This is a genomic window from Bradyrhizobium sp. (assembly GCF_035701725.1).
Taxonomy (GTDB): domain Bacteria; phylum Pseudomonadota; class Alphaproteobacteria; order Rhizobiales; family Xanthobacteraceae; genus Bradyrhizobium.
The window spans coordinates 1-16,877 of sequence record NZ_DASSRP010000114.1 but is presented as its reverse complement, the minus strand read 5'-3'; the positions used below and the strand labels follow the sequence as shown (position 1 = coordinate 16,877).

Annotated in this window: 15 protein-coding genes and 1 pseudogene; 3 read left to right on the top strand and 13 right to left on the bottom strand. The window is 61.7% G+C overall.

Features of this window, described 5'->3' with window-relative positions; translation table 11 throughout:
* The 3 genes from VFL62_RS06340 to VFL62_RS06330 all read right to left on the bottom strand — a co-directional run.
* A partial coding sequence (locus VFL62_RS06340) for an ABC transporter substrate-binding protein (RefSeq protein ID WP_325171514.1) occupies positions 1-869 on the bottom strand: 869 nt, incomplete at its 3' end.
* Positions 870-919: 50 nt separating this feature from the next.
* Positions 920-1,729, bottom strand: coding sequence for an ABC transporter permease (locus VFL62_RS06335; protein ID WP_325171513.1), 810 nt, complete (start codon positions 1,727-1,729; stop codon positions 920-922).
* Positions 1,730-1,856: 127 nt separating this feature from the next.
* Entirely contained in the window at positions 1,857-2,600 is a 744-nt protein-coding gene (locus VFL62_RS06330) for a TetR/AcrR family transcriptional regulator (protein ID WP_414644627.1), read from the bottom strand.
* Positions 2,601-3,154: 554 nt separating this feature from the next.
* Between VFL62_RS06330 and VFL62_RS06325 the strand changes: the two genes are divergently transcribed.
* Positions 3,155-4,066: a sugar kinase gene (locus tag VFL62_RS06325; RefSeq protein ID WP_325171512.1), complete on the top strand. Its 912-nt coding sequence runs from the start codon at positions 3,155-3,157 to the stop codon at positions 4,064-4,066.
* A gap of 5 nt (positions 4,067-4,071) precedes the next feature.
* On the opposite strand, the gene VFL62_RS06320 is transcribed toward VFL62_RS06325, so the two are convergent.
* Positions 4,072-5,292 (bottom strand): NAD(P)/FAD-dependent oxidoreductase, encoded by a 1,221-nt coding sequence (locus VFL62_RS06320; RefSeq protein WP_325171511.1) that lies wholly within the window; start codon positions 5,290-5,292, stop codon positions 4,072-4,074.
* Between the two features lie 135 nt (positions 5,293-5,427).
* On the opposite strand from VFL62_RS06320, the gene VFL62_RS06315 reads away from it, so the two are divergent.
* Positions 5,428-6,234 carry an enoyl-CoA hydratase/isomerase family protein gene (locus VFL62_RS06315; RefSeq protein WP_325171510.1) on the top strand — a complete coding sequence of 269 codons (807 nt, stop codon included), beginning with the start codon at positions 5,428-5,430 and terminating at the stop codon, positions 6,232-6,234.
* Positions 6,235-6,237: 3 nt separating this feature from the next.
* On the opposite strand, the gene VFL62_RS06310 is transcribed toward VFL62_RS06315, so the two are convergent.
* From VFL62_RS06310 to VFL62_RS06280, 7 genes are all read right to left on the bottom strand, one after another.
* Positions 6,238-7,578, bottom strand: coding sequence for a TRAP transporter large permease (locus VFL62_RS06310; RefSeq protein ID WP_325171509.1), 1,341 nt, complete (start codon positions 7,576-7,578; stop codon positions 6,238-6,240).
* Between the two features lie 3 nt (positions 7,579-7,581).
* Complete coding sequence (locus tag VFL62_RS06305) at positions 7,582-8,157, bottom strand: TRAP transporter small permease (RefSeq protein WP_325171508.1); 576 nt, start codon at positions 8,155-8,157, stop codon at positions 7,582-7,584.
* Positions 8,158-8,303: 146 nt separating this feature from the next.
* Complete coding sequence (locus VFL62_RS06300) at positions 8,304-9,287, bottom strand: TRAP transporter substrate-binding protein (RefSeq protein WP_325171515.1); 984 nt, start codon at positions 9,285-9,287, stop codon at positions 8,304-8,306.
* A 46-nt stretch (positions 9,288-9,333) separates the two neighbouring features.
* Complete coding sequence (locus VFL62_RS06295) at positions 9,334-10,329, bottom strand: TRAP transporter substrate-binding protein (RefSeq protein WP_325171507.1); 996 nt, start codon at positions 10,327-10,329, stop codon at positions 9,334-9,336.
* A gap of 107 nt (positions 10,330-10,436) precedes the next feature.
* Positions 10,437-12,161: an IlvD/Edd family dehydratase gene (locus VFL62_RS06290; protein ID WP_325171506.1), complete on the bottom strand. Its 1,725-nt coding sequence runs from the start codon at positions 12,159-12,161 to the stop codon at positions 10,437-10,439.
* 84 nt (positions 12,162-12,245) lie between these two features.
* Entirely contained in the window at positions 12,246-12,656 is a 411-nt protein-coding gene (locus VFL62_RS06285) for a cyclic nucleotide-binding domain-containing protein (protein ID WP_325171505.1), read from the bottom strand.
* A 54-nt stretch (positions 12,657-12,710) separates the two neighbouring features.
* Complete coding sequence (locus VFL62_RS06280) at positions 12,711-13,529, bottom strand: NAD(P)-dependent oxidoreductase (RefSeq protein ID WP_325171504.1); 819 nt, start codon at positions 13,527-13,529, stop codon at positions 12,711-12,713.
* A 135-nt stretch (positions 13,530-13,664) separates the two neighbouring features.
* Here VFL62_RS06280 and VFL62_RS06275 point away from each other — a divergent pair, with 135 nt between their 5' ends.
* Positions 13,665-14,630, top strand: a complete 966-nt coding sequence (locus VFL62_RS06275) for an SMP-30/gluconolactonase/LRE family protein (RefSeq protein WP_325171503.1) — start codon at positions 13,665-13,667, stop codon at positions 14,628-14,630.
* A 155-nt stretch (positions 14,631-14,785) separates the two neighbouring features.
* Here VFL62_RS06275 and VFL62_RS06270 read toward each other — a convergent pair whose 3' ends face one another.
* A complete protein-coding gene (locus VFL62_RS06270) occupies positions 14,786-16,216 on the bottom strand; it encodes an aldehyde dehydrogenase family protein (RefSeq protein ID WP_325171502.1) in 1,431 nt (476 codons plus the stop codon).
* A gap of 208 nt (positions 16,217-16,424) precedes the next feature.
* Positions 16,425-16,877 (bottom strand): annotated as a pseudogene (locus tag VFL62_RS06265) (transketolase); the annotation flags it as partial.

The window sequence follows — 16,877 nt, the reverse complement described above, 5'->3', positions numbered from 1 at the left end:
TGGAACGGTCGCTTCGACTTGGTCTCGGCGGTGCGATACAGCGGAATGGTCAGCTCAAACCCTTGCGTCAAGGTGTCGATCTTGCCGCCCTTGGGGTTGGCGTCCAGGATCGATTGCGCCGCGCCTTTCGGGTCTTTTTCGGCCGCCTCCACCGCCTTGGTGGTCGCGTCCATGAAGCGTTTCACAACATCCGGATTGGCCTTGACGTAGTCGGTGTTGGCAACGAGGCCTGAGGAAACCATGTTGATGCCGTAGTCGGCGAACTTGATCGGATAGACGTCCTTGCCGGTAGCATCCTTGATCTTCATCGACTGATCCATGACGTAGCCGAGCAGAAGATCGGCCTGACCATTGATGACGGCGTTGAGCTTGGTCTGGCCATCGCCTGCGACGGTGGTGAAATCGCTTTCCTTCAGGCCGGTCTTCTTCAGAAACAGCGGCCAGATCTGCGTCATGGAATCAGCGGGCGTGATCGCCACGGTCTTGCCCTTGATGTCGTCGGGCTTGCGAATGTTCTTCTCGACGAGCCCCATCACCGACATTGGGCTGGTCTGCAGCAGCACGCCGGTCGCGATCACGGGTGCGCCCTTGACGGCTGCACGCATCATGGTCGGCACATCGACATAACCGAAATTCGCGGTCTTCGCGGCCACGGCCTGGGTGGTGGCGGCCGAACCGCGGCCTTCCTGGATTTCGAGATCGATGCCGTCGGCCGCGTAAATGCCCTTGGCCTTGCCGTAGTAAAACGGCGCGTGCTCGCCATAGACGTACCAGTTGAGCATGAGGACGACCTTGTCGGCGGCCCTGGCCGGCAGCGCCTGCATCGTACTGATCACCACAATCGCAAGGGCTGCAATCAAACGCATCATGTTCTCCTCCCGAACTGTTCTTTCGAGCCGCCTTTTGCTGGCGGCTTCGCTTATGAGGTCAAAATGATTTCTTCGCGCTGGCTGACGTGCCAAGGCACCACCAGCCGTTCGATACGGTCGACGATCCAGAACAAGATCACCCCCAACAAAGCGAGGATCACCAGCGCCGCGAACATCGTCGGCAAGTCGAAGGTGCCGATGGAACGTTGCATCACATAGCCGATCCCGGAATTGGAGCCGACGAATTCGCCGACCACGGCGCCGACGACCGCCAGCGTGACCGAAACCTTCAAGCCGGAAAAGATCGCCGGCAGCGCGTGCGGCAGGTTGACCGCACGGAACACATGAAAGCGGCTGCCTTGCATCGCGCGCGCCAGATCCACCATATCGGGATCGACCGACTTGAACCCCTGCACGGCGGAGACCACGACCGGGAAAAACCCGAGCAGAAATGCCGAAATGATTTTCGGCAGAATGCCAAAGCCGAACCAGACCACGAACAGCGGCGCGATCGCGATTTTCGGCACCGACTGCGAGAACACCAGGAGCGGATAGACGTAACTCTCCACCGTCTTCGACCCCGCAATCAGCATGGCGCAGGGAATTCCGAACAGCGCCGACAGCGCGAAGCCCCAGATCGTCGCGTAAGTGGTCGGCCAGGACTGCCGCGCCAGCTCCGGAAAGTCCTGCCACAGCACCGCAACTACGTCGGCGGGCGCCGGAATTTGATAGGCCGGGATCTTGAACAGGCGGATCGACAGATCCCAGACCACGACGATGAAGATGAGGAACAGGAACGGCCGCACCCACGCCGCGTTCAGCGCTTGGGACAAGCGGGTCGGTGCTTTCGGCTCAGCCAAGTCTCGCTCCCATGCGACGCCTTTTCGGATTTGATTATCGGTATAATTAACCCGTTGGATAAATACTGTCCAGCCGCTCCCAATGGTATTTTCCGGCCGTCTTCTCAGCCTTAAGTCGGGTGGCCGATCAGGCCGGCTGCCGATCGGGAGCCGGAATCTTGGCCGCTTTCTCAAGCGCAAATGCCGCAAAGGATTTGCCGGTCAGCGCCGCCAGCACCAGCGCCACCATGTGGTCGAGGCGCTCGTCCCTCGCCTCCTCGTTGAGAAGATCGCGGCCGAAAATCACGCTCAAGGTCGCGCTGTTGGAGAGATAAAAGAAGCAAAGCGCCGCGATCGAAATGTAGAGCTGCACCGGATCGACCGAAACCACGAAATCGCCGCTCGCAACGCCGCGCCGCACCACCGTGCGGATCATTTCGACGAATGGCGAGTGCATCGACTTCACCTTGGTCGAACGCTTCAGGTGACGCGCCTTCGCGACGTTTTCGGTGTTGAGAAGCGCCAGGAATTCGGGATTGCGCAGGAAATAGTTCCAGGTGAAGTGGATCAAGCGCGCGATCGCTTCCGGCGGATCGAGATGTTCGAGGTCGAGCCCCCGCTCTTCCGCCCTGATCTTCTCATAGGCGCCTTCGAGCACGGTGAGATAGAGTTCTTCCTTGTTGCCGACGTGGTAGTACAGCATGCGCTTGTTGGCGCCGGCCTTGGCGGCAATGCGGTCGACCCGCGCGCCGGCGAGCCCGTGCGCGGCAAATTCCTGCTTCGCCGCCTCAAGGATGCGAAGCCGCATTCCCTCGGGATCGCGCTGCCACTTCTGGTTTCGTCGCACCTTGGTCAATTCGGAAAATCCCGCCCGGTCGAAGCGCCAAACCATATCACCTCCATCGCCTGTAGCACGCAACCGGGCGGAATTGAACCGCATCAGCTCTCGGCATTCCTTTTGTAGTTTTGACACGCTTATCTGAAGATCCAGGCGTGGTGCACGGATCACCCGTGGCACGTTGCCGGAACGCGACCGCGTCCGGCATGTCCGCGAGGCGGCGGAGCGGGGGCGCCAAGCGAGCGAGACGCCCCTTCTTGTTTTCGTGCCGGAACCCAACACATCAATGTCAGTTGGGTTGGGCGCGCGATGCGTATTCATGCGGGCTGCTGCCCCATTTCAGAGCCTGTTGCCCTGGTTCTGGCATTTGTACGGTGTCGCGGCGAGGCCTTTTGCAAATGTCAGAACCGCATGGGCACCAGCAAATATAAGATTACAGTACGGTTTTGGATTTGCCGTTCGCTATAAGGAGCTCGCCGCAAGACTGAAGCGAACGTCAAATCCACCGCACTGTGCGGGGGTATTTTTGCGAATAATTTCAGCGGAAACTCTGGTGGAACCGGTGTTAATCTAGAGGCAGCCACCCTTCAACCCGTGACGGGAAACGCATGCAGGCTCTCTTTATCGGACAAACCTATATCGACGTGACCTTCATCACCGACCACATGCCGACCGGGGACGAAAAGCATGTCGCTTCGGACTATGCGGTCTCGTTCGGCGGCAACGCCGTGACTGCTGCGTTCTGTTGCGCCAAGCTCGGTATCGTGCCTGACCTGATCGCCACCGTGGCCAACGACTGGCTCGGGCGCATGTTCCAGGACATGTGCGCGAAGTACGGCATTTCGGTTCATCCGCGCAAGGTCAACACATCCTCGCTCTCCTTCATCATGCCGAAGGACGGCAAGCGCGCCATCGTGCGCTGCCGCGACGACGAGCACATCCATCCCTTTCCGCACCTGAACCTGAACGGTTGCCGCGCCCTTCACATCGACGGGCACCAGCCGGATGCCGCGATCTACTACGCCAAGCAATGCCGCGAGGCCGGCATACTGACCTCGCTCGACGGTGGCGGTCTGCGGTCCAACACCCATGAGGTGCTGGAGTTCATCGATGTTGCAATCGTCGCCGAGCGGCTTTGCGAGCAGATGAACCTCTCGCCCAAGGAGATGCTCGATTATCTCAAATCCCGCGGCTGCCGCATCGGCGGCGTCACCATGGGCGAGCGCGGGCTGTTCTGGTACGACGAGGCCGGCGTGTTTCGGACCATGCCGGCACTTCCGATTGCGCGTGAGCGCGTGATCGACACCAACGGCGCGGGCGACGTGTTCCACGGCGCCTACGTGTTTTCGTACCTCAACAATGCCGGCAAAGGTTGGCTCGACCACTTCGAGTTCGCGCGCGCAGCCTCAACTTATAAGATTCAGCGCCTGGGAAACGAGGCTGGTTTGCCAACGCTCGCCGATATCGACACGGTCAAGCAGGAGTTTCAGGTCAGTCGCAAGAAAGAATTCTGGGACTAGAGCTCTTACACGAGCGCCGACTTCAGATCGAAACTGGCATCGGCGGCCTTCTCCGGTTCGATCGAGCGGTTCATTCCCAGGATCTTGCGGCCGAACACGTGGTCAGCCGCGCGATTGACCGACTCGATGCCGACAAGCTGGCCAGCCTTGTAACAGAACGCCGAGAACGACCGGGCCGCGCGATCGCCGCGCACCACGACCTGATCGTATCCGGTCGTCAGTCCCGCGATCTGGAGCTTGTCATCGCCCTGATCGCTCCAGAACCATGGCAGGCCATCGTAGATCTTGTCGTCGCCGGTCAGCCGGGCGGCCACGCAGCGCGCCTGGTCGGTCGCGTTCTGCACTGATTCGAGTCGGAGCGAGCCGCCGAAGCGCGGGCTTGCGAACAGCGCGCAATCGCCGATCGCCGAGATATTCGCGTCCGCCGTCAGCAGATGCTCGTTGACGATGATGCCGGAAGCGACGGAAAGACCCGCCTCGGCCGCGATCTCGACGTTCGGCAGCACGCCGACACCGACGACGACGAGATCGGCCGGGATGTGATGACCGTTGCTCAGGCTGACGCCGGAAACCTCTTCGTCGGCGTTCTCGATGCTGGTCGCCTGCACACCGAGATGAATCCGGATGCCGGCCGAGGTGTGCCTCATCTGGAAGTATTCGGAGATTTCGGCCGTCACAGCACGTGCCATCACCCGCGACCCGAGCTCGATTACATCGACCTCAAGGCCCTTGGCGCGGGCGGTGGCGGCGAATTCGAGGCCGATGAAGCCGGCACCAATCACCGCGACATGTCTGGCTGACGCAATGCGTTGCCGCAGCGCCTCGCTCTCGTCGAGGATACGCAAATATTTGACGTCCGGAAGATTGGCGTTGGGTAGATCGAGCAGACGGTTACGTGCGCCGGTCGCAAGCACGAGGTGGCCATAATCGAGGAAGGCACCGGAAGCGAGCAGGACTTTTTGCGCCGCGCGATCGATGAAGGCGGCGCGGTCCGCGATCAGCTCGATATTCTGGTCGCGGTAGAATTTGTCGGGCCGGAACATCAGGCTGTCCGGCTTGCCCTCGCCCTTGAGATAGGCCTTGGACAGCGGCGGCCGCTGATAGGGCAGATGCGCCTCATCGTTGATCAGGCAAACCCGTTCGGCAAAGCCATGCTGTCGCAGCGAGGCCGCCACCTGATAACCGGCATGGCCGGCGCCGACGATAACAACAGTTTTCTGGGTCATGACTTCAGGCTGGTCTCAAACGAAGCGGAAGGACCTCCGCGCTTGGCGCCGGCATCTTGCAGGCTTCGCGGCGGATTGTCATCACCCGGGCATTCGATTTAAATGCATCGGTCCCGCAAGAAGAGGCTCCCCGCGATGGCTGCGAGCGAAAATACACCAGAGCTGGCTGCTGCCGATCCGGCGCAGCTTGCGATTGACGGCCCGATCGCGACCATCACGCTCAACCGACCGGCGAGTTTCAATTCGATCGACCTGTCGATCGCCAAGAAGCTCCAGGAATTGGCCGCCGAGGTCGCCGCGACCGATGCGGTCAAGGTGCTGGTGATCGAAGGCGCCGGCCGCGCCTTCTGCGCCGGAGGCGATCTTCCGACACTCGGGGCAGCCGCGGCTTCCGATACCATAACGCCTGTGGTGGGCGAGCTGCTGCATCACTATCACGCTTTTATCGCCGCGCTGGTGCATATGCCAAAGATCGTGCTGGCCAGTGTCCACGGCTCGGCGGCAGGCGCCGGGTTTTCACTCGCCGCCATTGCCGATCTCTGTATCGCGGCCGACGACGCGCGCTTTGCGCCGGCCTACGCCAGGCTCGGCGCCTCTCCCGACGGCGGCGGCACCGCGGGGCTCGTCGCCGCCGTTGGTCCGCGGCGGGCGCTACAGATTTTCCTCGGCGAGGACAGCTTTTCCGCCGCGCAAGCATTCGACTGGGGCCTGGTCACCAAGGTTGTTCCGGCTGCGGAGCTGAAGGCGGCGACGCGCGAACTGGCGCTGCGGCTTGCGCAAAATTCGACCTCGACCATCGCCGCCACCAAACGTTTGATGCAGCTGGCCGCAAAGAACTCCATCGAACATCAGCTCGACGCCGAACGCGACGCGATCATCGCCTGCATGCACACGGATGAATTCCGCGCCGCGATCGACAAGTTCCTGCGCAAGGGGAAGTAGCGCTCAGTTCGGGCAGATATATCCGGTTCCCGCCGGCGACTTGAAGCAGCCCACGGATTCGGGGATCACATGCTTGGGCAGCCACAACACCACCTTCGGGAAATAGATCGTAAAGGTGATGGTGACAAGGAACACGACATAGATCGGCAACGCCGCGCGCAGCGCCTTGGAAAACGGCACGCCGACGAATTTCGATGCCATCAGCAGCACCAATCCATAGGGCGGCGTAATCAGGCCGAACGCCAGCGTTGCGATCAGCACCACGCCCATATGCACCCCGTTGATGTCGCCCGCCTGGGTCAAGGTGTTCACCAGCGGCATGAAGATGATGATGGTGGGCACCGGTTCGATGAAATCGCCGATCACCGTGAATAACAGCACCAGGAGCAGCATCATCACCTGCGGGTCGCTGCCGGCGATTGACGTGATCCAGTCGGCGATCACGATCGCCCCGCGCAAATACGCCAGCATCCAGCCGAACGCATTGGCCGCCCCGATCGTGATCAGCGGCAGCGAGAAGATCAGCCCGGCGAGGCAGAAGTCGTAAGGGATTTTCCTGAAATGACCGCGGTTGAGCGCGGGGATCACGACCGCGATGATCCAGATCACCGCAACGACGCCGGCTTCGGTCGGCGTAAACCAGCCGGTGAGAATGCCGCCGAGCAAGATCACCGGAATCATCAGCGGCAATGCGGCATCGCCGGTGGCGAACACCACCTGACGCAGCGAGGCGCGCGGCTTGCGGGCGCCGATCGGCCCAAAGAAATAGCAATAGATCATCAATCCGAAGCCGATCATCAGGCCCGGAACGACGCCGGCCATGAACAGGCCCGCGATCGAGACGTTACCGACCGCACCATAGACCACGGCCGTGATGCTCGGCGGCACCAGCGCCGCAATGGTCGAGGCCGAGGCGATGATCGCGGCGATGAAAGCCGGGCTATAGCCCTCGCGCCGCATCGGCGTGCCGAGCGCGCGGCTCATCACGGCGACGTCAGCGGTGGTCGAGCCCGACATTTCCGAGAAGAACATGCTGAAGACGACCACGACCTGCGACAGCCCGCCCCTGATGTGCCCGACCAGCGACAGCGACAGGTTCGCTATTCGCACCACGACATTGGCGGAGCTCATGAGCTCGCCGACCAGCAGGAAGAACGGGATTGCCAGCAGCGCCTCGGAATCGACGCCATCGAAGATCTTCTGGATGATCGCCGCGAGCGACACGTCGGTCAGCATCGCGCCGACAAAAACGCCTGCCATCAGCGAAAACGGCACCGGCACACCGAGATAGCCGAAGAACAGGAAGCAAAACGACATCAATGCGAGGACAAGCGGCGGACTCACGACCTACGCTCCCCGGCCAAGGGTCGTCTCAACCGGCGGAATGATCAATTCCTCCTCCGGTTCGGGATGGTCAAAGCCGTTGCGGATGCCGTTGACCAGCTGCTCCACCGTGAACAGGGCGATCAGGATCGCCGAAAGCGGGATCACCGCATAGAGCGAGGCGATCGGCGTGCCGGACGGCAGGCGGAAACTGCCGAAGCCGCGGAGATAATTGATGTAGCCGAACCAGATCAGGCAGAACGCAACGCCAAGTACGACGATGCGGATGATGATCTCGACGATCATTCGCGGTGTGCCGTGCAGCGATTCGGAGATCGCGGTGAGATAAAGGTGATCGTTACGGCGGGTTGCAACCGCTGCGCCGATGAAGATCGCGTAGATAAACAGGGTCGATGTCACTTCCTGCAGCCAGAGCCAGGGATGGCCGATGGTGCGGGTGACGATGTCGGCTGTCACCGACAGCGAAAAGCCGAAGCAAAGCACGCCGCAGACGATCATCAGCACGAGTTCGAGCCAGTTGAGCGCGCGCCATTTCAGGTGATGCTGCCGTTGCAGAACCAGTTTATCGGCCAACGCCATGGTGCAATCCTAGCCTCTCGTGTCGTCCCGGCGAAAGCCGGGACCCATAACCACTGGCGTTTGTTGTTCAAGGAAGCCGAAGACCTGTTCGCCTCACAAGGGCCGCGGCGTATGGGTCCCGGCTTTCGCCGGGACGACGGAACCATTCAATTGATCGCCTTGATCAGGTCCTTGATCTTTTCGGCATGCGGGCCGAGATCCTTGGCGAGCTTGTCGAGATAGGGATCGGCGATCTTCTGGAAGCCGCTCTTGTCGACATCGTTGACGATCTTGACGCCGATCTTCTCGAGCTTGGCGGCGGCCGCCTTTTCCAGCTCGAACGCCCGCTTCGGCTCCTGCGTACTGACGTCACGCGCCGCGGCCTGCACCCAGCCGCGCTGCTCGGCACTAAGGCTCTGCCAGAGCTTGTCGCTGATCCACAGAATGGCGTTGTTGGCTTCGTGCTCGGTCATCGACAGCACCGGGGCAACTTCGTAGTGCCGGTTGATGAGATAGACGTTGACGGCATTTTCGCCGAAATCCATCACGCCGGTCTGCAAGGACGTATAGACGCTGCCGAACGGCATGTGCACGGTCTGCGCGCCATAGGCGGCAAACATCGTGTCTTCGGTCGCGGTCGCCTGGACGCGAACCTTGTAACCCTTGAGGTCATCCACCTTGCGCACTTCCCGCTTGCCGTACATGTGGCGGAAGCCTTGGGTGCCAAGCCCGATGGCGTGAATGCCGGTCACGGTCTGATCGATCATGTCGCGGATGGCTTCGAACACCTTCTGGTCGCCGAGCGCCTTGATGTTGTGGTCTTCGTTGCGAAACAGGTAGTGCAGCGACATCACGCCGGCCTGCGGCGAGATGGTCGACGTATTGGCCGAGGACACGATCGCAAAATCGATATCGCCCGAGCGAACCAGTTGCAGCAGTTGCGGCTCCTGCCCGAGTTGCGCACCGGGATACTGGTCGATCAGCATCGCACCCTTGCTCAGCTCCTTCAGCTTGGCCGAGAAGATGTCATAAGCAATGCTGTAGCCGGAATTGAGCTGCTGATCGTGGGCGAAGCGATAGTGCTTGATCTCTTGCGCGCCCGCCGCGCCGGCCAGCACGATGGCCGCCAGACATCCCAGCAGGCTCGTTATTCTTGCTTGATAACGCAACGTCGTCCTCCCATCGATTTTCTTTATTCTAGTTGATTGCCCGAATCAGGTTCTTGATCTTTTCGGCATGCGGTCCGAGGTCTTTTGCGAGCTTGTCGAGATAGGGATCGGCGATTTTGGTGAAGCCGGACTTGTCGACATCCGTGACGACCTTGACACCGATCGACTTCAGCTTTTCCGTCGACTGATGTTCGAGCTCGATCGCTTTCGCCGGCTGGCTGCGGTTAACCTCGTCGGCGGCGGCCTGCACCCAGCCCTGCTGTTCGGGCGTCAGGCTGTTCCAAAGCTTATCGCTCACCCAGACCAGGCTGTTGTTGGCCTCGTGTTCGGTTAGCGACAGAACAGGCGCGACTTCATAATGCTTGTTGGCGAGATAGACGTTGATGCCGTTCTCGGCGACATCGACCACACCGGTTTGCAGCGAGGTGTAGACGCTGCCGAACGGCATGTGCACGATCTGGGCGCCATAGGCCGGGAACATGGTGTCCTCGGTCGGGGTCGCCTGAACCCGCACCTTCAATCCCTTGATGTCGTCGATCTTCCTGATCTCGCGTTTGGAATACATGTGGCGAAGACCGAGCGTGGCGAGCCCGATGACGCGAGCGCCCTGCACGGTCTCGGCGATCATCGCCTTGACCGCTTTCGATACTTCGGGGTCGGCGATGGTCTTGATGAGGTGAGCCTCGCTCCGGAACAGGAAGTGCAGCGACATGACGCTCGCCTGCGGCGACAGCGTTGCGGCATTGGCGGAGGAAGAAATGCAGAATTCGACGTCGCCCGCTTTGACGAGCTGGAGCACCTGCGGCTCCTGTCCGAGCTGGGCGCCCGGATACTGGTCGATCAGCATCGTGCCTTTGCTGAGTGTCTTCAGTTTCTCGGCAAAGATGTCGCCCAGGACACCGTAGCCGGTCGTCTTCGGCTGGTCATAGGCAAAGCGGTAGTGTTTCACTTCCTGCGCGGTCGCGCAGGCCGTGAACAGAAAAGCAGCAACGAGCGCAGCGAAAAGCTTGCCAAAACTGGCCATCGTGTCCCCCTCCCTGATCGTTTTTTTGGATCATCCCATCGGCCTTATCGGGATGTCAATCGAACTGAGGGAGAAGAGATGGTTTTGGGGCCCGTGCAGCCTTTGCGCTAATTGCGGTCGGATGCGCCCGAAGTGTTGCCTTCAGCGCGCATGAAATCGAAATCGCAGCCTTCGTCTGCCTGCAAAATAGTCTCATGGAACAGATGCGCGTAACCGCGCTTGGCCCAGTCCGCTTTCGGCAACTTGAGCGCTGCGCGGCGCTTTTCGAGCTCAGCAGCATCGACCAGCAGGTCAATGCTGCGCTTTTCGACATCAAGACGGATCATGTCCCCGGTCTTCACCAGCGCCAGCGGACCACCGACCGCCGATTCCGGCGTGATATGAAGCACGATGGTGCCGAACGCCGTGCCGCTCATTCGGGCATCCGAAATCCGCACCATGTCCTTGACGCCGGCGCGCAGCAGTTTTGCCGGGATCGGCAAATAGCCCGCTTCCGGCATGCCCGGCGCGCCCTTGGGCCCGGCGTTGCGCAGCACCAGCACGTCGTCGGCCGTCACGTCGAGCGCGGGATCGTCGACCCGCAGCGTCATGTCCTCGACCGATTCAAACACGACGGCCCGGCCGGTGTGCTGCAACAATTTCGGCGTTGCCGCCGACTGCTTGATCACAGCGCCGCGCGGGGCGAGGTTGCCGTGCAGCACCGCCATCGACCCCACCGACTTGATCGGGTTTTCGCGGGTGCGAATGACGTCCTGCCCCGGGACGTCCTCGGCGCCGGCGACCACCTCGCGCAAGGTCGCGCCGGTAATGGTCTTGGCGTCGAGATCGATGAGGTCGCCAAGCTGCGCCATCAATTTGGGCACGCCGCCGGCGTGGTGGAAATGTTCCATGTAATGAGCGCCGGACGGTTTCAAGTCGATCAGCACCGGCACTTCCCGGCCGAGCTTGTCAAAAGCCGCGAGATCGATCCGGTGCGGGCTGCGGTTGGCGATCGCGGTCAAATGAATGAGGCCGTTGGTCGATCCACCGATCGCCTGCATGACGACCTGCGCGTTGCGGAACGAGGACCTGGTCAATAGCTCGCTTGGCTTCGGCCCCTTGGCCTTGGCCATGTCTGCCGCAACTTTGCCGCTGGCCTCGGCGAGACGAAAACGTTCGGCATGCGGCGCGGGAATCGTCGCGCTCATCGGCAGCGACAACCCGAGCGCCTCGGTGACGCAGGCCATGGTGCTGGCGGTGCCCATCACCATGCAGGTACCGACCGATGGCGCGAGGCGCGAGGAGACCGCCTCGATCTCGACATTGTCGATTTCGCCGGCGCGGTGTTTGCCCCAGAGCCTGCGGCAATCGGTGCAGGCTCCCAGCACCTCGCCGCGGTGATGTCCGACCACCATCGGGCCGACAGGAATGACGACGGTCGGCAAATCCGCCGAGACCGCCGCCATGATCTGCGCCGGCAAGGTCTTGTCGCAGCCACCGATCACCACGACGGCGTCCATCGGCTGGGCGCGGATCATCTCCTCGGTATCCATCGCCATCAGGTTGCGCAGATACATCGAGGTCGGGTGCGAGAAACTTTCCGCGATCGAAATGGTCGGGAACACCATCGGCATCGCGCCCGACAGCATCACGCCGCGCTTCACCGCCTCGACGATCTGCGGCGCATTGCCATGGCAGGGATTGTAGTCGCTATAGGTGTTGGTGATGCCGACGATCGGCCTGTTCAGCGCATCGTCCGAATAGCCCATCGCCTTGATGAAGACCTTGCGCAGAAACAGCGAAAAGCCGGGATCGCCGTAACTTGCCAGTCCCTTGCGCAGTCCATCAGCCATGGCCGGATATCCTTTTGATTTATTTGCGCCAGTTATGAGCCCGGCAGGCGGATTGTCAAATGAGATCGGCGCGATGGGGCGGCCCTACTGGCGCTGGAAATAGATCTTGTAGAGCTGTTCCCTGAAACTCGGACTGGCATCGACCGCGGCGCGGAAGTCGTCCTTGGCGAGACGATATGCCGTCAATCTTTCCTGGGTGATGACGGTGGCGTTGCGCGGCCGTTCTGTGATCAAGGCCTGCTCGCCGAAGCACTCGCCCGATCCGAGACTCGCCACCGGACCCTCACCCGCTCCCGACTGGTAGATCCCGACCTTGCCGTCGCGGATCAGGAAGAAGTTATCGCCGCTGTCGCCTTCCCGCAGCACCACGTCGCCGGCCTCGAAGGTCACGCCCTTCATCTTGCCTGCGACATTGGTCAATTCGAGCGCGGACAGCTTGTCGAAAAGCGGCAGCCGGCGCAGGAACTCGCAGATCACGACAGCTTCGTTGAGCACGACGTCGGATCTGCCCCGCGGCCACACAACGCCGCGGAAGATGCGGCGCACATATTATTTCAGATCGATGATCCGGCTCTTGTCGCCATCGAACTCCATGCCGCAGAACGCCCCACCCTGGTAGAAATCACCGACCGGATCGGGCTTGAGCTTGGCCTGTTCGGCAAAGGCATGTTCGCGATAATCTTCCGCGCGGCCGGTCGGGCGATAGCCGAGATCGATGGCGCGATGATTGTCCCACCACGAGCGCTCATTGTTGGAAGCGCCATAGAAGATCTCGAAATGAATATCGGGATGCTCCAGCCCGATCCGGCAGAGTTGCACCAGGTCTTCCGGCTTCAACCAGATCGACAGCCTGCGGTGATCGAGCGGCTTGTCGCCGAAATTGCCGATCCGGATGCAGGTGACCTTCATGCCGTGCTTGTCGGCGTAGAGCGCACCGACGGCTTCGCCGAACACCTTGCTGACGCCATAACGGCTGTCGGGCCGCGGCGTCACGTCGGTGCCGATGCGGTGATAGCGCGGATAGAAACCGACGGCATGGTTGGACGAGGCGAACACGATGCGCTTGACGCCTTTCTTGTGCGCGGCTTCGAACAGGTTGTAGCAGCCGATGATATTGGCTTGCAGGATGTCGTCCCACGGACCTTCGACCGAATAGCCGCCGAAATGAATGATGCCGTCGACGCCATCGCAGATCGCCTCGACTTCGGCCATGTTGGCGAGGTCGGCCGCCTTGAACTTCTCGTTTTTGCCGAGATCGGCGGGGGTCTTCAGATCGCTCAGCAGCAAATCCGGATAGATCGGCGGCAACAGCTTGCGCAGACTCGTGCCGATTCCACCCGATGCGCCGGTCATCAATATACGTGGCATTTCGTCCCTCGTTTCGGATTGCTGCGTGATTATGGCGTGCCGTACGTTGCGCGGCAAGCGCGCTTGCCGCAAGGGCACCGGCAATGTTAGCAAGCACCAGGCGAGGAAAATCACGCGAACAACGAGAAGCAAGAAATGTCCGAAAAGCCCGCACGCCCTGGCTTCCAGCCGGCCACCCACTATCCCGATCCCTGTATTCACGCGCTCGATCCACGCTTTGAAAAGTACTGGCTGAAATTGTCGGCGGTGGAACGGATCGCAACCGGCCTGCGCTGGGCCGAGGGGCCGGTGTGGTTCGGCGACGGACGGTTTCTGTTGTGCAGCGATATTCCGAACCAGCGCATCATCAAGTGGGAAGAAGAAACCGGCGCGGTCAGCGTCTATCGCAAGCCGTCCAATTTCGGCAACGGCAACACCCGGGATCGCCAGGGACGCCTGGTCACCTGCGAGCACGGCGGCCGCCGTGTGGTCCGCACTGAATATGACGGTTCGATTACGGTGCTGATGGACTCATTCAACGGCAAGAAGCTGAATTCGCCGAATGACGTCGTGGTAAAATCCGACGGCTCGATCTGGTTCACCGATCCGGTGTTCGGGCTGCTCGGCAATTACGAAGGCTATGTCGCCGAATCCGAAATTGACGCCAACGTCTATCGGATCGACGGCGAAACCGGCAAGGCCACCATCGTCGCCGAGGGCGTGCTTGGACCGAACGGGCTCTGCTTCTCGCCGGACGAGAAAATCCTCTACATCGTGGAATCGCGCGGCGTGCCGAACCGCAAGATTTTGGCCTACTACGTCTCCCCCTCCGGCGACAGGATCACGGGCAAGCGCGTGTTGATCGACGCCGGTCCCGGCACGCCCGACGGCATGCGCTGCGACATCGACGGCAATCTCTGGTGCGGCTGGGGCATGGGCGACGCCGAACTCGACGGCGTCATGATCTTCGCGCCCGACGGCAAGCCGATCGGCCGCATCGCGCTGCCCGAGCGCTGCGCCAACCTCTGCTTCGGCGGGTTGAAGCGCAATCGCCTGTTCATGGCGGCGAGCCAGTCGATCTACGCGCTCTATGTGAACACCCAAGGCGCGCTGGGGGGCTAATTCGTCATTCCGGGATGGTGCGCAGCAGCAGACCCGGAATCTCGAGATTCCGGATTCGATGCTTCGCATCGCTCCGGAATGACGACATCGAAACAAAAAGCGCCGGAGCGAATATTCGCGCCGGCGTTTTTATCGCTCGCAATGACGGTCAGTAGTTACGCCGCGTTGAAACCGGCGACCGCCTTGACCTCGAGATATTCTTCAAGGCCGAACTTGCCCCACTCGCGGCCGTTGCCCGACTGCTTGTAGCCGCCGAACGGCGCGGTGCGGTCATTCGGCACGCCCTGCAGGTTGACGTTGCCGGCGCGGATGCGGCGGCCGACCTTGCGCGCGTGCTCGACCGTATCGGCCGAGACGTAACCGGCAAGACCATACGGCGTGTCGTTGGCGATCCGGACCGCGTCTTCCTCGTCCTTGGCGCCGATGATCGTGAGCACGGGGCCGAAAATCTCCTCGCGCGCGATCGTCATTTCATTGGTGACGTCGGCGAAGATGGTCGGGCGAACGTAGAAGCCCTTGTTGACGCCCTCGGGCAGACCGGGACCGCCGGCGACCAGCGTCGCGCCCTCCTCGATGCCCTTGTTGATCAGGGCCTGGATCTTGTCCCACTGCACGCGATTGACGACCGGGCCGATATTGGTGCCTTCGGCGCGTGGATCGCCCGCCTTGGTCTTCTCGGCCACGCCCTTCGCGATCGCGGCGACTTCCTTCATCTTGGACAACGGCACGATCATCCGGCTCGGCGCGTTACAGGACTGGCCGGAGTTGTTGAACATGTGCATCACGCCGCCGGTCACCGCCTTGGTCAGGTCGGCGCCTTCCAGGATGACGTTCGGGGACTTGCCGCCGAGCTCCTGGCTGACGCGCTTTACCGTTGGCGCTGCGCGCTTGGCCACATCGATGCCGGCGCGGGTCGAACCCGTGAACGAGATCATGTCAATGTCCGGATGCTCGCTCATGGCGGCGCCAACCTCGGGGCCGAGGCCATTGATCAGGTTGAACACGCCCTTGGGCACGCCGGCTTCATGCAGGATCTCGGCGAAGATCAAGGCCGACGACGGCGTGAACTCAGACGGTTTAAGGATCATCGTGCAGCCGGCGGCAAGCGCCGGCGCGACCTTGCAGGCGATCTGGTTCAAGGGCCAGTTCCACGGCGTGATCATGCCGACGACGCCGACGGGCTCACGCACCACCACCGCCGTGCCCATCGGTTCCTCGAAGTGGTAGTTCTTCAGCACCTCAAGCGTAGACATGATGTGTCCGAGGCCGGCGCCGGCCTGCAGCTTTTCGGCCATCGGAAGCGGCGCCCCCATTTCGTCGGAGACGGCCGCGCCGATTTCCTTCATGCGGCCCTTATAGACCTCGACGATCTTCGTCAGCAGCGCGACGCGCTCCTCGCGGCTGGTCTGCGAATAGGTCTCGAAGGCGCGCTTGGCGGCGGCGACCGCCTTGTCGACATCAGCCTTGGAACCGAGTGCAACCTCATACATCGCCTCTTCGGTCGCGGGGTTGACGACGGGCGTGGACTTCTTGACGACGGGATCGACCCAGGCGCCGTCGATGTAGAATTGCATGCGGTTGACCATCGGAGACCTCTTGATATCGGGGGCTGTGGAGGGGGCGTTCAGCCTGCATCCTCGCACGGGCGTTCGAGAAAATGAACCCGCCACATGCGGGACGCCGCGTCGCGGCTATCTTGCGGATATAAGAGCGCGGACCGAGGGATGGCAAGCACTCACCGCCGGCATTCTGCCTCCGCGCGTGCGCCGCAGAATGACTGCGATCAAAATTCCGTCACACCGCCAGTTTGCGATGACGCACCGGCGCGCCCGAGGTGAGGCTTTCGGCCGCGTCGATGATGGCGTTGGCATCGATACCGTAATGTCGATAGAGGTCGTCGATCGTGCCGGTCTGGCCGAAATGCTCGACCCCGAGCGCTTCCACCCGGTGGCCGCGCACGCCGCCAAGCCAGGCCAGCGCCGACGGGTGTCCGTCGATCACGGTTACAAGTCCGCAATCGCGCGGCAACGGCGCCAGCAGCTTCTCGATATGCGACAGGTGCGCGATGCCGCGGCGATCGCGGCGAAGCTGGCGCGCGGCGGTCCATCCCGCATACAGCCGGTCGGCGGAGGTGATGGCGAGCAGGCCGATGTCGCGGCGGTTTTCGCCAAGTAGCCCGACTGCCTCGATCGCTTCCGGCGCGACCGCGCCGGTATAGGCAACGACGACTTCCGCATTCGGTCCGGG

Excerpts from the sequence above, each read along its gene's own strand:
- VFL62_RS06330 (WP_414644627.1), bottom strand. The coding sequence starts at position 2,600 with ATGGTTTGGCGCTTCGACCGGGCGGGATTTTCCGAATTGACCAAGGTG.
- VFL62_RS06275 (WP_325171503.1), top strand. The coding sequence starts at position 13,665 with ATGTCCGAAAAGCCCGCACGCCCTGGCTTCCAGCCGGCCACCCACTAT.
- VFL62_RS06290 (WP_325171506.1), bottom strand. The coding sequence starts at position 12,161 with ATGGCTGATGGACTGCGCAAGGGACTGGCAAGTTACGGCGATCCCGGC.
- VFL62_RS06295 (WP_325171507.1), bottom strand. The coding sequence starts at position 10,329 with ATGGCCAGTTTTGGCAAGCTTTTCGCTGCGCTCGTTGCTGCTTTTCTG.
- VFL62_RS06315 (WP_325171510.1), top strand. The coding sequence starts at position 5,428 with ATGGCTGCGAGCGAAAATACACCAGAGCTGGCTGCTGCCGATCCGGCG.
- VFL62_RS06305 (WP_325171508.1), bottom strand. The coding sequence starts at position 8,157 with ATGGCGTTGGCCGATAAACTGGTTCTGCAACGGCAGCATCACCTGAAA.
- VFL62_RS06320 (WP_325171511.1), bottom strand. The coding sequence starts at position 5,292 with ATGACCCAGAAAACTGTTGTTATCGTCGGCGCCGGCCATGCCGGTTAT.
- VFL62_RS06280 (WP_325171504.1), bottom strand. The coding sequence starts at position 13,529 with ATGCCACGTATATTGATGACCGGCGCATCGGGTGGAATCGGCACGAGT.
- VFL62_RS06325 (WP_325171512.1), top strand. The coding sequence starts at position 3,155 with ATGCAGGCTCTCTTTATCGGACAAACCTATATCGACGTGACCTTCATC.
- VFL62_RS06270 (WP_325171502.1), bottom strand. The coding sequence starts at position 16,216 with ATGGTCAACCGCATGCAATTCTACATCGACGGCGCCTGGGTCGATCCC.